The sequence below is a fragment of the Amycolatopsis sp. MEPSY49 genome (genome assembly GCF_051337345.1).
GTDB lineage: Bacteria > Actinomycetota > Actinomycetes > Mycobacteriales > Pseudonocardiaceae > Amycolatopsis.
Genome location: NZ_JBDLYJ010000001.1, coordinates 454,270 through 467,455, shown reverse-complemented (window position 1 = coordinate 467,455; position 13,186 = coordinate 454,270). Strand labels below are relative to the sequence as shown.

Below are 13,186 nucleotides of genomic sequence, written 5' to 3'. Positions count from 1 at the left end.
ACGTGGGATGGCCCGTCAAACGCGTCGACCTCGGTGAGGTCGACTACCACCAAGCCCTCGCCGACATGCGGACCTGGGTCGAGGAACGGCAGCAAAACCTCGCCGAGGACCGGCTTTTCCTCCTCAGCCATCCGCCGATCGTCACCTACGGGCCGCGCACCAAGCCCGAAGACCTGCCCACCGATCTTCCCGCCGTCGAGGTCGATCGCGGGGGGTTCGCCACCTACCACGGGCCCGGGCAGCTCGTCGGCTACCTCGTCGTCGACCTCAAGGCTCGCGGGCCCGTCGATGTCGTGCGGTGGCTGGAAAACGGGCTCGTCGACGCGCTGACAAAACTCAACTTTCCCGCTGTCCGAAGGGAAACGCCACCGGGGCACGCCAGCCTCGCCGGCGTCTGGACGCCCGACCACCGCAAGGTCGCCTCCATCGGCATGCGCATCCGCCGCGGCGTGACGAGCCACGGTTTCGCGCTCAACGTCGACCCGGACATGACCGCCTTCCACCACTTCACCGCCTGTGGCCTCGCCGACGTCACCATGGTGTCCCTCGCCGAGCTCGCCGCCGAACAACAGCGAGGGACACCGACCGACGCCGAAGTGCGTGACGCCGTCTTCGAAAGCCTTACTGCAGGAAGCTGATCACCGCGTCCCGGCCCGCGTGGCCGCGCTCGCGGTTCTGGATCGAATGGGACTCGCCCGGGACGATCACCAAACGACCCTGTGGGGCGACCCGAGCTTCCTCCCGCGCCCACTCCAGCGGTGTCGACAAGTCGCGGTCGCCGTTCAACAACAGCACCGGGACGTTCGGTAGCCGCGACGCCGGATTCGAACCGGGACGCTCCGCCGGCCACGGCAGGCACGTCTGGATGAAACCCTGCTGCGTCGCCACTTCCGTCGTGTACGGCCAAGTCGCCGACGCCGGCAGCGAACGCGCAGCCAGCGACAAGAGCGGCTTCCTCAAAGCCACCGGTGTCGCCGACGAGCCCCACGGGAAGCGCTGGTCCGCGCACAACGTCGCCGCGTGCAACCCCGAGCTGAACGACGCCGGGTCGTCGCCGCCCGACTTGTACGCCTCCAGCAGCTCGTCCAGCTGTGCCGGCGAGCCCGCTCGGGCCGCGTGGAGCGCTCCGATCACGTCGCCCGCCGACGGGTTGCGGTACGTCGGGTCGACGAACTCGTACGTCACGATCAGGTCGAAGATCTTCACGCCGTCGGCCGTGCCGCGGTGGCGGACCACCCACGCCAGGTCCTCCGCCGGGTCGTAACCGCAGGCCGGGGCCACCGCACACGCCGCGCGCAGCACGCGGGCCTCGGCCGTCAGGCCGGTCAGGTACAGCGAGGCCGACGCGGACGCGTGGTGCGGCAGCACCGAATCCAAGACGACCTTGCTGACGTTGCCCGGGTGCGCGATCGCGTACCGCGCCGCCGTGAACGAGCCGTACGAGACCCCGTCCACCACCATCTTCGACACGCCCAGCGCCTCGCGGAGCTGGTCGAAGTCCGCGACGGTCTGGTCGGTCGAGTACAGCGGTGCCGTGTCGCCGAGGATGCGCGCGCACTCGGTGACCGCGTCGCGCGTCGGTGTCGCGATGTCCGAGCTGCCCATCTGGGCCTGCAAACCCGGGCACCGCAACGCGTTCGCGCCCGTGCCGCGCTGGTCCAGCATGACGAACCGGTAGTCCTTGGCGACCTCCGGCAGCCGCTGCGTCGCGATCCGCGTGATGGCGCCGACGCCGCCCTGGCCGGGTCCGCCGGTCAGGAACAGCAGCACGCCCTTGGGCGCGGTCACGTTGTCCGCGGTCGCGACCGGCAGGTCGAGCGTGCCCGGCACGCGGCCGGACCGGTCGAGCGGCACGGTCAACGTCGAGCACGTGAAGCCCGGCTGGCCCGGGCACGGATGCGGGTCCGTCAGCGTCGGTCGTCCCCCAGGACGCGCGTCGGCCGAGGCCACACCCCCGAGTGCGGCAGTCAGCGCCAGGACCAGCCCGGCGGTCAGCAGTTTCGAGCGCATGATCCATCATCGCCACACCGACCGGGGCGCGGCATACCCCCGATCAGGGCCTTACGCAGGAAATCTTCGCCCGCACCGCACCCGTCGGGCTCGCCTCGCCCGCCGTGTTCGGCGCGTTGTCGCGGCGGTTGCCGTCGGACTGCGTCACGCACAGGCGGCCGTCCGGGAGCAGCACCGGGCTGGTCGGGAACTCCAGCGGCCCGGCGTTGCGCAGCTTCGACGCCGCGTCGGCGGGGTTGCGGAAGTACTCGACGACACGGCCGTCGCGGCGGGCCAGCACGATCGCGTTGCGCTCGTTCGCCGCCGTCCAGACGTGGCCCGCGCGGTCCAGGACGATCCCGTCCGCGCCCTCGAGGTACGGGTGCTGCACGTCGACGTTGTCCAGGCACAGCGTGTCCGCGGGGAACGCGATATCGCAGCCGGTCGCCGCGCGAGGGCGGCCACCGCGGTCCATCGGCACGCGCCAGAGCGCGCCTCGCGCCGTGTCCGCGACGAGCAACGTGCCGTCCGCCGTGAACGCCAGGCCGTTCGCGACAATGTGCTGCGAACCCGCGGTGTCCGCCGCGGTCCGGCCGCTCGGCGTGATCGTCACCGTGCCGGGCGGCAGGCCACGCACGTCCCGGCCGATCCCGCCCGGGATGACGTCGCTGACCAGCGGCTGCACGCGGAACTGCTCGAGCGCGACGCCGTCCGCGCCCGCTCGCCACACCCGGCCCTGGCCGGTGACCCCGTCGGAGATCCAGAGCGCGCCCGACCGGTCGAACGCCAGGCCGTTCGCGCCCGGGACGCCGCTCGCGAACACCGTCGCCGCCGGCGGGTTCGCCGCGTCCGGCACGAACGACACCACCGTGTCGGCGTTCGCGACGTACAGGCGGCCACCGCGGCCGAACGCGAGCCCGGCGGGGTTGCACGGCGCGGGGATCGTGCCGACGACCGCGGCCGGGCCACCGGTGGCCGCGACCCGGTAGACCGGGCAGGGATCGGCGCCGCGCGCCGGCGAGTAGAGGTTGCCGCGGCCGTCGGTGGTCAGGCCTTCGAGGCCCAGCGGCGACGCGAACACCGTCTCGAACACGGCTGGGTGCCGCGAAGGCGACACTTCACCTGCGGAAGCGCCGGACAGCACTCCGGCGGACAAGGCGGCGGTGGCGGCGAGGACGACGGTGCGGCGCATGCAGGCCTCCGTTTTGTCGGATTTCCTGACTACGCCGCCGCGTCCGGTCCGTCAAGGCCAGAGGCGCTCGCGGACCCAGCCGCCGTCGGTCTTCCGGTACCGCAGCCGCACGTGCCGGCGGTCGTGGCTGGCCTGCCAGAACTCGACTTCGTCCGGGTCGACGAGGTACCGCGTCCACGTTTCCGGGGCCACGTCCGGGTTTTCCGCGACCCAGCGCTCCGCCTCCGCGGCCGCCGCGTCGAGGTCCGCCGGGTCGTGCAGCACCTGCGACTGGTGCCCGATGAACGCCTCGACGCGCGACGCGGGCGGCCGCGCCAGGAAGTCCGCCGCGGACACCTCGGGCGCGGCGGGGGAGACCGGGCCGCGCAGCCGGACCTGACGGCCGCGGCCGGGCCAGAAGAACGTCAGCGCGGCGCGCGGATCCTTGCGCAGCTGCAGGCCTTTCGGGCTTTCCGAGCTGGTCGCGACCGCCCAGCCGGCCGGCCCGACGTCCTTGAGGATGACCACCCGCGCGTCCGGCGCGCCATCGGCGTCCACTGTGGACAGTGTGACGGCGTGTGGTGCCAGCACGTGTTCACCGGCTTCGGTCAGCCACTCGACGAAGAGTGTCTGCGGGTCCTCGGCCGCCGTTTCCGGCGTGAACACGGGGAGTTCTTCGGGGAAGGAGGGCCAACCGCGCAACGCGACCATGTCAATAACCGTACGGCGGCGGGTAGCCAGGCGCCGGCGGGCCGGCGTACGGCGGGGGCGGCACCGGCGGCGCGGCCATCGGCGGCTGCTGCTGCCAGCCAGGCGGCGCCTGCTGGGCGGGCGGCTGCTGTTGCTGCTGCCACTGCACCTGCTGGTAGACCTCGGCGGGCTCCGGGAAGCAGTACGTCAGCTTGGCGTTGACCGATCCCTGCACCGCGGCGCCCCAGAACTTCCCGCCGACGAACGCGTACCGCTGCCCGGCCGAGACGTCGACCGCCACCATCCGCGTCTCGCCGCCGAACTGGTTGCCCGACTTCGCCGACGCGGCCTGCGCGGCGTCCGGGTACACGCGCTGGCCGACGAGCCCGGCGATGACGACCGAAGCCGCCGTCCAGCCCATCGTGCCGACGAGGTTCGCGCGGGCGTGCTGCGTGGCGCGGCCGGTGAAGTCGTACAGCGCGGCGGCCGTGACCTCGGGAACGGCCGCGGCGATGACGCAGTAGTTCATCGTCGAGAGCATCACCGACTCGGTGAACAGCCCGACGGGGCAGACGGCGGGCCCGATCTGCACGGTGTTCAGCTGGCCGCCGGAGCGCTGGATGCGCTCGGCCACCGCGCCGAGGTACTGCTCGGGGGTAAGCACGACGCCATCGTCGCACGTCCGGCCGTCCCGGCGGATTCAGCCAGCGGTTTTCACACATGCTTCATGGTTGACTGTGCGCGCTATGCGACGACTCGTACTTCTCGCGCCCGCCGTGGTCCTGCTGGCCGGCTGCGGCCCGTCCCTCGTGACCGGCACCGCGACCCCCAGTTCGCCGACGGCGTCCGCCGGCACGGCCGCCGGTTCGGAGCTGCCGCCGGATCCCCAGCCGGCCGCCACCGAGGACTGCCCGTACCTCGACAGCGAGTTCGTGGCCGACTCGAACGGCCAGCACGTTTCGAAGGTGCGGATCTCGGCGGATCAGCCGCACCCGGCGTGCTTCTTCTACCGCCCGGACGGGAAGATCCAGCTCACCGTCCGTGTCTACGTCGGGGACGCGAAGACGGCGACCGCGCTGGTCAACAAGGCGGCGCCGGTCGACTCGTCGAACCCGGCCAGCGACCCTTCCGGCTGGAAGGGCGGCTACGAGTCGACCGACGACGGGGCCGTCTACGCGGTCTCGAAGGGGTCCGCGGCGGTCATCGCGACCACCAACCAGAAGCAAAGCGTGAAAGCACGCACAGTGGTCAAGAAGGCTATCGCTGCCCTGAAGCTCTAGGTAGCGGGCTCCACACGGGTGAGTGATGTTGATCTTGTATTACCCTGTGCGTCACGCGCAGGCTTCGTGGACTCGCGCACCGCAGCCATCGGGGGAACCCCACCCCGGGGGCCGGGCACAAAATCTGCAACGCAAAGGACAAGATTCGTGGCTGACACCCTCAAGGACATCCTGCTCGACTCCAGCCGTCGTCCGGCTGTCGTGACCGACTTCGAGACCCTCGTCGACGCCGAGGTCTCGGACAAGGGCGGCGTTTCGGGTGCCGTCGTCAAGACCGGCTTCGCCGCGGTCAAGAAGATCAAGCCGGGCATCATCCCCTCGGCCGTCGACACGCTGCTGCCCGACTTCGCCACCGCGCTCGAGCCGTTCTACGGCGACTACCGCGCCAAGGGCGGCAACGACTTCGGCGCCTACCTGACCAGCCGCTCGGACGAGGCTTCCGACGCGCTGCTGAGCGTCACCGACTCGCGCGCCGAGCGCAGCAGCCGGGACAGCATCAAGAAGGTCTACTCGAAGCTGCGCCCGAACGGCAAGAAGAACGTCGAAGAGGCGCTGCCCCGCCTGGGCCAGCTCATCGACAAGCACGCCGCGAACGCCTGATCGCACGCACCACTGAAGAGGCCCCTCGGGTGCACGCCCGAGGGGCCTCTTTCATGAGGCTTATTCAGCCGTCGCCCGGCGCTAGGCACCTGTTGACCGGCAAGCTGCGGCCCGTTGCGCCGGGCTAACCAGAATAAGCCTCAGTGTCCGGCTCAGTTCTTCTTCTCGGCAGGCGCCGGGGAGGGAGCCTTGCCGTTCGCCTGCGGGCTCGGCTTCGCCGCTTCGGCGGGCTTCGGCGCGGGCGGGGTGGCCTTCGGCGGCGCGGGCGCGACCGGCGGCTCCTGCTTCGACCGGAGCGCGTAGGCGGCGCCGGCGCCAACCACGAGCAGACCGACCAGCCACGGCCACTTGCGACGGCTGCGCGTGCCCTTCGCCGCGGCCTTCGCCTCGACGACAGCGGCGTAGAAGTCCTTCTTCGCCGCCTTGAAGTCCTTCTTGCCGCGGCGCTTCGACTCGCCGGCCGCCTTCGCGGCCTTGATGGCGGCCTTCTTGGCCTTGCGACCCGGCTTGCGCAGCTCGGACAGGCGGGAGAGGGCCTCCTGGCGGGCGGCCTTCGAGCTCTTCTTGAGCTCCTTGCGGGTGAGCTCGGTCTTCTTCGCGAGCTGCTTCTGCGCGCGCCGGCCGTGCTTGACGCCCTCGGAGACGAGTTTGTCGGCGGTCTCGGCGGCCTGGGCTGTCGCCCGGGACATGGACTTCACCTCATCATTCGTTTTGACACTGCTCTGTTACCCGTAACCTATCGTGCCCCTTTTCGCCGCCGCCCGCTGCAGATGGCACGATTGGCTTCGTGAAAGCAACGCTGCACACCAACCAGGGTGACATCAACCTGAACCTCCTCCCCGACCACGCGCCGAAGACGGTCGCGAACTTCGTCGGGCTCGCGGAAGGCACCAAGGAGTACACCCAGCCGAACGCGGCGGGCACGAACTCCGGCCCCTTCTACGACGGTTCGATCTTCCACCGGGTCATCGACGGCTTCATGCTGCAGGGCGGTGACCCGACCGGCACCGGCCGCGGCGGGCCCGGCTACAAGTTCGGCGACGAGTTCCACCCCGAGCTGCAGTTCAGCAAGCCGTACCTGCTGGCCATGGCCAACGCCGGGCCCGGCACGAACGGCTCGCAGTTCTTCATCACGGTCGCGCCGACCACCCACCTGAACTTCCGGCACACGATCTTCGGCGAGGTGGCCGACCAGGAGTCGCGCAACGTCGTCGACGCGATCGCGCGCACCGCGACCGGCCCGGCGGACCGCCCGCTGACCGACGTCGTCATCGAGAAGGTCACCATCGAGCACTGACGGCTTCCGCAGCGTGGTTTCGGTAGGTTGGTGACATCGTGAACCAACCGCCGAACCCCGCCGCCGAGCAAGCCGCGCTCCCCGGGTGCTGGTGGCACCCGAACCGCCCGACCGGGCTGAGCTGTTCCCGGTGCGGGCGTCCGGCGTGCCCGGATTGCCTCCGCGAAGCCCCCGTCGGCTTCCAGTGCACCGACTGCGTGCACAGCGGCACCCAGCAGCAGCGCCGTCAGCACCGCGGCTACCAGGAAGCCGGCCTCGGCGTTCGCACGATCGCCGGTGCGCGGCCGTCCGGGTCGTTCCTCGCCACGCAGGTCATCCTCGCGGTCAACGTGCTGGTCTTCCTCGTCACGGTCGTCCAGGCGCGCAGCCTCAACGACAACCAGGTGTCGAACGTCTTCCAGCTGGGCGTGCTCTGGGGTCAGGCCACTTTCGGCGCCGACGAGTGGTGGCGCCTGTTCACCTCGGGCTTCCTGCACTACGGCCCGATCCACATCGCGGTCAACATGTTCTCGCTGTGGATGATGGGCCGCGCGCTCGAACCGGTCTTCGGCAAGGTCCGGTACCTGACGCTCTACTTCGTCTCGATGCTCGGCGCGTCCACGGCCGTGCTGCTCTTCGACAACCTCGACGGCGGCACCGCGGGCGCGTCCGGCGCGCTGTTCGGCCTGATGGGCGCCTACGCGGTCATCGTGCTGAAGCTGCGCCTCAACCCGACCGGGCTGATCATCACGCTCGCGCTGAACGCCTTCATCACCTTCGGCGTCGCGAACATCTCGATCCTCGGCCACGTCGGCGGCCTGGTCACCGGCGCGCTGGTCACCGTGGCGATGCTCTACGCCCCGCAGGCGCGCCAGACGACGTGGCAGGCGGCCGGGGTCGCCATCCTCGTCGTCGCGATGATCGGGCTGCTGATCTACAAGGACACCGAAGTCGCGGCCCAGACCTGCCAGTTCGCCCAGTACCGCGGCCAGGAGCTCTACAGCTGCGGCTAGCTCCGCAGCGTGCTGAGGACGTCCAGGACGTCGCGGGGATCCTCGCCGAGGTCGAGCCACCCGAAGACGTACAGTTCGTCTTCGTGCTCGACCTCGAGCGTGACGCCGTCGCGGCCCATCCGGCGGGTGGTCCGCAACCGGGTGCGGGTCTCGGCCCACGGCAGCCGGTGCGTGCCGCCGAGCGTCCGGGCCACCAGGCCCTCGGGACCGGCGGCCAGGCGGGGCCGGACGAGCGTCGAGTGCGCGGCGAACGCGCCGACGGCCAGCGTGGCCAGTGCGAACAGCACCAAGCCGCCGCGGTCGCCGGTGAGCGCGTCGGCCACCACGCCGACCAGCAGCAACGCGGTGACCGCCCACGCCGATACCACAAGGGCGCGCCGCGGCGCCCACGAGGTGGGGTAGTTATCCACAGGGGTTATCCACACTGGGGATGAGTCACACCGGTGTAATTAGGCGTCAATCCGCCATTCGGAGTAATAATCAGCGCCAGCGCATAGTCATGAGCAGACCCGCGATCATCAGCGCGAACCCGCCGGCGAAGTTCCAGTTGCCGAGATCGGCCATCCACGAGATCTTGTCGCCGGCGATGTAGTTCACCAGCAGCCAGACCAGGCCCACGAGCATCAGCCCGAACATGGGGATCTTCCAGGCGAGACCGGTGGGACCGGCCGCCCGCACCTTCACCGGCGTGCGCCGGTCGGCAGGCGGGGTGTAAGCCGTCTTCTTGCGGACCTTGGACTTGGGCATCGTGTTCCTCGCGGTGCTCTTCGGGCTCGTCTGGTGGCGATGACCCGCCTGGGGTGCGCAACCAGCGCCACGTGCACACGTTAACGTAAATGACCGCAGGAAAGCAGCGGCCGGGAGTGGTCGGATTTCCCGTACCGTGACGTCGGGGTCACCAAGTGTTGGACGCGGCTTGAGAGGAGCTTGCGTGACTACGCGCGAAGGACCGGATGACGACCGGCGCAGACACCCCGGACAGCGGCCCGCGCCCCAGCGCCGCCCGGTCCCGCCCCCACGTGGGCAAATGCCGCCTCGCCAGGCCCCCGGCCAGCCGCCGCGCCGTCCGCAGGCCCCGCCGCCCCGCCGCTACACCAGCCCGCCCCCGCCGCCCGGCGCGAACGAGGAGACCGTTGTGTTCGCCCCGGTCAAGGGCGGCACCGCGACCAAGGAGAAGCCGGCCCCGCCGCCGCTGGGCAAGGGCGGCGTCGCGATCCGGACGGCCGGCGAAGTCCTCATCACGCTGGGCCTGGTCGTGCTGCTGTTCATGGTCTACGAGCTGTACGTGACCGACCTGTTCTCGGCCGGCAAGCAGTCCGAGGCGAGCGACCAGCTCGAGGGCGAGTGGGCGCACGACCGCACGCTGCACCCCGAGCTCATCGACGGCAAGGCGTTCGCCCGCATCCACATCCCGACCTTCGGCGTCGACTACAACTTCACCATCCAGGAGGGCACCGACGACGCCTCCCTGGAGGTCGGGCCCGGCCACTACAAGGGCACGGCGCTGCCCGGCGAGCCCGGCAACTTCGCCGTCGCCGGTCACCGCGTCGGCAAGGGCGCCCCGTTCAACGACCTGGACAACCTCTCCTCTTGTGACCAGATCGTGATCGAAACCTCGACCGACTTCTACATCTACAAGGTCCTGCCCTACGACGACGAGATCGAGGACTGGGCGGGCGGCAAGGGCGCCGACCCGAAGTGCAAGGGCGTCTCGACCCTGCGCGACCCGAACGCCGAAGAGGGCGGCGCGTACAGCGAGACCTTCGGTCGCAAGGTCGTGCTGCCCAGCCAGGGCACCGCGGTGAACCCGGTCCCGTACAAGGACGCCGACGTGCTCCCGAAGGCCCAGCAGGCCGCGCTGCTGACGCTCACGACGTGCCACCCGCAGTTCTCCGCCAAGGAGCGGCTCATCATCACGTCGGTGCTTACCCAGCAGGTACCGAAGGACCAGGTCAAGGACTACGGCGACCTGCTCTCGAAGATCGGGGAGGCCTGATGTACGCGTGGCTCTGGCGGAAGTTCCCCGGCCCGTTCGCGGTGAAGCTGACGATCGCGGTGGTCCTCGCCTTGGGCGTGGTGGCGCTGCTGATGTTCGTGGTGTTCCCGTGGCTGGAGCCGCGGCTGTGGTTCAACGAGGTCGCGGTCAACTGAGGTTCGGGGTCTTCCTGGTCAGCGGCCGCTTCCCCGGCCAGGCGGACGGCGACGTCCTCCGCCGGTCGGTCCGCGCCGCCGAACTTGCCGAAGAGGCCGGCTTCGACGACGTCTGGTTCGCCGAACACCACTTCATGCCCTACGGCGTCTGCCCGTCCGCGATCACCCTCGCCGCGCACGTGCTCGGGCGGACCTCGCGAATCACGGTCGGGACCGCGGTCAGCGTTCTCTCGACGACGCACCCGGTCGCGCTGGCCGAGCAGTGGGCGATGCTCGACGCCGTCTCCGGTGGCCGGCTGCGGCTCGGCGTCGGGCGCGGTGGGCCCTGGCAGGACCTCGAGGTCTTCGGCACCGGGCTGGACCGCTACGAGACCGGCTTCGAAGAGACCCTCGACGTCCTTCTCGAGGCGACTACCGGCCGGGCACGCGCCGACGGACGGCACTTCGCCTTCCGTGAGGTGCCGCTGGTGCCGGCCCCGGAACGGCGGCCGGACGTCGTCGTCGCGTGTGGTGGGCCGGAGTCGGCCGCCGTGCGGCAAGCAGCCGATCGGGGCCTGCCGCTGCTGCTCGGCCTGCACGCCGACGACGACGAAAAAGCCAAGACCGTCGCCGCCTACGGGAAGCCCGCGGCCCACGTCTCGACCGTGCTCTGCCAGGTGGGCGACGCCGACGTCGTCCGGCGAGCGCTCCCCGCGTGGCTGAAAGATGGGCTCGGCGCGCACGTCACGGTCGACGGGCGGCCGGGGCCTCGACGAGATCCGGGGGAGTACACCGACCGGCTCTGCGCCATCCACCCCGTCGGCGACGCGGCCCACTGCGTCCGGACCCTGGAAACGAGCCTCCGGCGCACCGGCGTCTCCCACGTGCTGATGCTCGTGGAGGCGTCCGGTACGCCGGAGGGCACGTACGCGAACATCGCGCGGATCGGCACCGAGGTGCTGCCCGCGCTGCGGGCTAGCAGTCCCGCAGCTCCGGGCTCTGGTTGAGCAGCTGGCCGCGCGGCGAGACGAACGCGCGGTAGCGGTCACCGTCCACTTCGGACTTCTTGAAGACGGCGACCCGGTGGCAGTTCTGGAAGGCCAGCTTGACACCGAAGTGGCGCTCGAGACCGCCGCGGATCGCGTCCGACGCCAGGGCCCGCAGCAGCTGGCCGCGGGCGGCCTCGCTCGGCGGCGGCGTCTCGTTGTCGGCGAAGCCGTCCGCCGCGCCCTCGGCGTCGGCGATGACGCCGGTGATGACCTCCCAGGCGTACGGCAGGGATTCCTTGACGCAGGTGACGAACTCGGCGTCGGTGACCTCCCCGCGCTCGGCCTTCTCCAGCAGCGCGGGTGACACGTCCAGGGACATCGAACCTCCAGTTTGAGCAGGGCCACTCTCCTGGCTACCGGCCGGGCGACCCCGCCACAAGAGAAAACGATGATCATCACCAATATGGCGGATCACTCCCAGCGGAAGAGCTTCGCCGCCAGCGCCGTGCCGATGACCGCGAAACCGGCGAGGACGACCAGCTGCAGCGGCTGCACGCCGGTGCCGACCCAGGCGTCCTGCAGCGGCTGCGCGCCCGGCGGGAGGTAGTCGCCGACCCGGCGCAGGACCTCGGGCAGCAGCGGCCGCGGCAGGTAGACGCCGCCGAAGAACATCGTCGGGATGAACGCGATCAGCGCGAACCCGCCCGCCGACTTGGCCGTCCGGGCGACCGCGGCCGCCAGCAGGCCGAACGAGAACATCGAGACCGTCCCGAGCAGCAGCGTCAGCAGGAACAGCAGCGGGTGCTTCGGCAGCGGGACGTCGTAGACCGCGTTGGCCGCCGCGAGCACCAGGCCGATGCCCGCCAGCGCGACCACGACGTGGATCAGCAGCTGCGCGCCCAGCAGGTTGGCCGGGTGCACCGGCGTCGTGGCCAGCCGCCGCAGCACGCCCTGCTCGCGGTAGGTCGCGACCGCGCCCGGGATCGACTGCAGGGCGAGCATCGCGAGGCTGATGACAATCAGCGACGGCACCCACGCGTCGATGAACCGGTACCCGCCGGCGGCCGGGCTGGGCTCTGTCATGCCCGGGATGGCGCCGACGGCCAGCAGCACGGCGGTCGGCAGGAGGAGGCCCGCGATGCCCATGACCGGCGTGCGGAGGAAGAGCCGGGTCTCGGTGGCGGTGATCTTGGCGAAGGTGTTCACAGCGTGCTCCTCGTGAGCGAGACGAACGCGTCGTCCAAAGTGGAGGCTCCGGCCAGCGTGCGGAGCTCGGCGGGCGTGCCGGTCGCGACCACGCGACCGGCGTCGAAGACGGCGACGCGGTCGCAGAGCCGCTCGGCCTCGTCCATGAAGTGGGTGACCAGCAGGACGGTGACGCCGGCGGCGCGCACGCCTTCGACCAGCCGCCACGTCTCGCGGCGGGCGTGCGGGTCGAGCCCGGTGGTCAGCTCGTCGAGGATGGCCAGTTCGGGGTTGCCCACCAGCGCGAGCGCGATCGACACCCGCTGCTTCTGGCCGCCGGAGAGCTTGCCGAAGTAGCTGCGCGCGTGGTCGCGGAGGTCGAGCCGGTCGAGCAGGACGTCGACGTCGGCGGGGTCCGGGTAGAAGGAGGCGAACAGCTCCAGCGCCTCGCGCACCCGCAGCTTCGGCGGCAGCCGGCTTTCCTGCAGCTGCACGCCGACGCGTCTGGTCAGCGCGGCGCGGTCGGCCGCGGGGTCGAGGCCGAGCACGGAGATCTCCCCGCCGTCGGCCCGGCGGAGGCCCTGCAGGCATTCGACCGTGGTCGTCTTGCCGGCGCCGTTCGTGCCGAGGATGCCGAAGATTTCGCCGCGCTCGACGGTGAACGAAACGCCGTCGACCGCGACCCGGGTGCCGTAGCGCTTGCGGAGGTCGGTGACTTCGATGAGTGGCATGGCTCCGACGCTACGAACTCGCCGCCGTCCGCGGAATGACGCTGAATCCCCAGCTCAAGTAGGGTTTTGCTGACGCCGGGGTGGGTCTGGCCCCACCCCGGCCGGGGAGCTTCGGCCAGTGCGCGGACGCGC

At 70.8% G+C, this 13,186-nt stretch carries 18 protein-coding genes; 8 read left to right on the top strand and 10 right to left on the bottom strand.

Going from position 1 to position 13,186, the window contains the following annotated elements:
* The first annotated feature begins 2 nt into the window (after nt 1-2).
* Nucleotides 3-638, top strand: a complete 636-nt coding sequence (lipB, locus tag ABFJ78_RS02415) for a lipoyl(octanoyl) transferase LipB (RefSeq protein WP_436383928.1) — start codon at nt 3-5, stop codon at nt 636-638.
* Here lipB and ABFJ78_RS02410 read toward each other — a convergent pair.
* Genes ABFJ78_RS02410 through ABFJ78_RS02395 form a run of 4 tightly spaced genes read right to left on the bottom strand, consistent with a single transcriptional unit; the run spans nt 622 to nt 4,514 of the window.
* The gene (locus tag ABFJ78_RS02410) at nt 622-2,010 is read right to left on the bottom strand and encodes an alpha/beta fold hydrolase (protein ID WP_436383927.1); all 1,389 of its coding nucleotides are present in this window, start codon (nt 2,008-2,010) and stop codon (nt 622-624) included. The genes lipB and ABFJ78_RS02410 overlap by 17 nt on opposite strands.
* Before the next feature lie 43 nt (nt 2,011-2,053).
* Nucleotides 2,054-3,181: an SMP-30/gluconolactonase/LRE family protein gene (locus tag ABFJ78_RS02405; protein WP_436383926.1), complete on the bottom strand. Its 1,128-nt coding sequence runs from the start codon at nt 3,179-3,181 to the stop codon at nt 2,054-2,056.
* Between the two features lie 51 nt (nt 3,182-3,232).
* A complete protein-coding gene (locus ABFJ78_RS02400) occupies nt 3,233-3,871 on the bottom strand; it encodes a pyridoxine/pyridoxamine 5'-phosphate oxidase (protein ID WP_436383925.1) in 639 nt (212 codons plus the stop codon).
* Nucleotide 3,872: 1 nt separating this feature from the next.
* Nucleotides 3,873-4,514: a hypothetical protein gene (locus ABFJ78_RS02395; protein ID WP_436383924.1), complete on the bottom strand. Its 642-nt coding sequence runs from the start codon at nt 4,512-4,514 to the stop codon at nt 3,873-3,875.
* 82 nt (nt 4,515-4,596) lie between these two features.
* On the opposite strand from ABFJ78_RS02395, the gene ABFJ78_RS02390 reads away from it, so the two are divergent.
* Both ABFJ78_RS02390 and ABFJ78_RS02385 read left to right on the top strand, forming a co-directional pair.
* Nucleotides 4,597-5,130 carry a DUF2020 domain-containing protein gene (locus ABFJ78_RS02390; protein WP_436383923.1) on the top strand — a complete coding sequence of 178 codons (534 nt, stop codon included), beginning with the start codon at nt 4,597-4,599 and terminating at the stop codon, nt 5,128-5,130.
* A gap of 147 nt (nt 5,131-5,277) precedes the next feature.
* Complete coding sequence (locus ABFJ78_RS02385) at nt 5,278-5,730, top strand: DUF6918 family protein (protein WP_372667581.1); 453 nt, start codon at nt 5,278-5,280, stop codon at nt 5,728-5,730.
* Between the two features lie 152 nt (nt 5,731-5,882).
* Here the strand turns inward: ABFJ78_RS02385 and ABFJ78_RS02380 are convergent, their stop codons facing one another.
* Entirely contained in the window at nt 5,883-6,419 is a 537-nt protein-coding gene (locus tag ABFJ78_RS02380; RefSeq protein ID WP_436383922.1) for a hypothetical protein, read from the bottom strand.
* Nucleotides 6,420-6,517: 98 nt separating this feature from the next.
* Between ABFJ78_RS02380 and ABFJ78_RS02375 the strand changes: the two genes are divergently transcribed.
* Nucleotides 6,518-7,027, top strand: a complete 510-nt coding sequence (locus ABFJ78_RS02375; RefSeq protein WP_372667583.1) for a peptidylprolyl isomerase — start codon at nt 6,518-6,520, stop codon at nt 7,025-7,027.
* 38 nt (nt 7,028-7,065) lie between these two features.
* Complete coding sequence (locus ABFJ78_RS02370; protein WP_436383921.1) at nt 7,066-8,019, top strand: rhomboid family intramembrane serine protease; 954 nt, start codon at nt 7,066-7,068, stop codon at nt 8,017-8,019.
* On the opposite strand, the gene ABFJ78_RS02365 is transcribed toward ABFJ78_RS02370, so the two are convergent.
* On the bottom strand, nt 8,016-8,429 hold the full coding sequence (locus ABFJ78_RS02365; RefSeq protein ID WP_436383920.1) for a PH domain-containing protein: 414 nt from the start codon (nt 8,427-8,429) through the stop codon (nt 8,016-8,018). The genes ABFJ78_RS02370 and ABFJ78_RS02365 overlap by 4 nt on opposite strands.
* Nucleotides 8,430-8,499: 70 nt before the next feature.
* The gene (gene crgA / locus ABFJ78_RS02360; RefSeq protein ID WP_033261030.1) at nt 8,500-8,766 is read right to left on the bottom strand and encodes a cell division protein CrgA; all 267 of its coding nucleotides are present in this window, start codon (nt 8,764-8,766) and stop codon (nt 8,500-8,502) included.
* 280 nt (nt 8,767-9,046) lie between these two features.
* On the opposite strand from crgA, the gene ABFJ78_RS02355 reads away from it, so the two are divergent.
* From ABFJ78_RS02355 to ABFJ78_RS02345, 3 genes are read left to right on the top strand one after another with little or no spacing between them, the layout of a single operon-like run.
* A complete protein-coding gene (locus tag ABFJ78_RS02355) occupies nt 9,047-10,015 on the top strand; it encodes a class E sortase (protein ID WP_436383919.1) in 969 nt (322 codons plus the stop codon).
* Nucleotides 10,015-10,170 carry a hypothetical protein gene (locus ABFJ78_RS02350; protein WP_086675995.1) on the top strand — a complete coding sequence of 52 codons (156 nt, stop codon included), beginning with the start codon at nt 10,015-10,017 and terminating at the stop codon, nt 10,168-10,170. The genes ABFJ78_RS02355 and ABFJ78_RS02350 overlap by 1 nt, the downstream gene beginning before the upstream one ends.
* On the top strand, nt 10,143-11,156 hold the full coding sequence (locus ABFJ78_RS02345; protein ID WP_436383918.1) for an LLM class flavin-dependent oxidoreductase: 1,014 nt from the start codon (nt 10,143-10,145) through the stop codon (nt 11,154-11,156). The genes ABFJ78_RS02350 and ABFJ78_RS02345 overlap by 28 nt, the downstream gene beginning before the upstream one ends.
* On the opposite strand, the gene ABFJ78_RS02340 is transcribed toward ABFJ78_RS02345, so the two are convergent.
* From ABFJ78_RS02340 to ABFJ78_RS02330, 3 genes are all read right to left on the bottom strand, one after another.
* The gene (locus ABFJ78_RS02340; protein WP_370969812.1) at nt 11,125-11,517 is read right to left on the bottom strand and encodes an SCO5389 family protein; all 393 of its coding nucleotides are present in this window, start codon (nt 11,515-11,517) and stop codon (nt 11,125-11,127) included. The two genes, ABFJ78_RS02345 and ABFJ78_RS02340, sit on opposite strands and share 32 nt — an antisense overlap.
* A gap of 92 nt (nt 11,518-11,609) precedes the next feature.
* A complete protein-coding gene (locus ABFJ78_RS02335; RefSeq protein WP_436383916.1) occupies nt 11,610-12,344 on the bottom strand; it encodes an ABC transporter permease in 735 nt (244 codons plus the stop codon).
* Complete coding sequence (locus ABFJ78_RS02330; RefSeq protein ID WP_436383915.1) at nt 12,341-13,054, bottom strand: ABC transporter ATP-binding protein; 714 nt, start codon at nt 13,052-13,054, stop codon at nt 12,341-12,343. The genes ABFJ78_RS02335 and ABFJ78_RS02330 overlap by 4 nt, the downstream gene beginning before the upstream one ends.
* Nucleotides 13,055-13,186: the final 132 nt, after the last annotated feature.

Coding starts and splice junctions, on each gene's coding strand:
- ABFJ78_RS02410 (WP_436383927.1), bottom strand. CDS start 2,010: ATGCGCTCGAAACTGCTGACCGCCGGGCTGGTCCTGGCGCTGACTGCC.
- ABFJ78_RS02405 (WP_436383926.1), bottom strand. CDS start 3,181: ATGCGCCGCACCGTCGTCCTCGCCGCCACCGCCGCCTTGTCCGCCGGA.
- ABFJ78_RS02400 (WP_436383925.1), bottom strand. CDS start 3,871: ATGGTCGCGTTGCGCGGTTGGCCCTCCTTCCCCGAAGAACTCCCCGTG.
- ABFJ78_RS02390 (WP_436383923.1), top strand. CDS start 4,597: ATGCGACGACTCGTACTTCTCGCGCCCGCCGTGGTCCTGCTGGCCGGC.
- ABFJ78_RS02380 (WP_436383922.1), bottom strand. CDS start 6,419: ATGTCCCGGGCGACAGCCCAGGCCGCCGAGACCGCCGACAAACTCGTC.
- crgA (WP_033261030.1), bottom strand. CDS start 8,766: ATGCCCAAGTCCAAGGTCCGCAAGAAGACGGCTTACACCCCGCCTGCC.
- ABFJ78_RS02355 (WP_436383919.1), top strand. CDS start 9,047: ATGCCGCCTCGCCAGGCCCCCGGCCAGCCGCCGCGCCGTCCGCAGGCC.
- ABFJ78_RS02350 (WP_086675995.1), top strand. CDS start 10,015: ATGTACGCGTGGCTCTGGCGGAAGTTCCCCGGCCCGTTCGCGGTGAAG.
- ABFJ78_RS02340 (WP_370969812.1), bottom strand. CDS start 11,517: ATGTCCCTGGACGTGTCACCCGCGCTGCTGGAGAAGGCCGAGCGCGGG.
- ABFJ78_RS02330 (WP_436383915.1), bottom strand. CDS start 13,054: ATGCCACTCATCGAAGTCACCGACCTCCGCAAGCGCTACGGCACCCGG.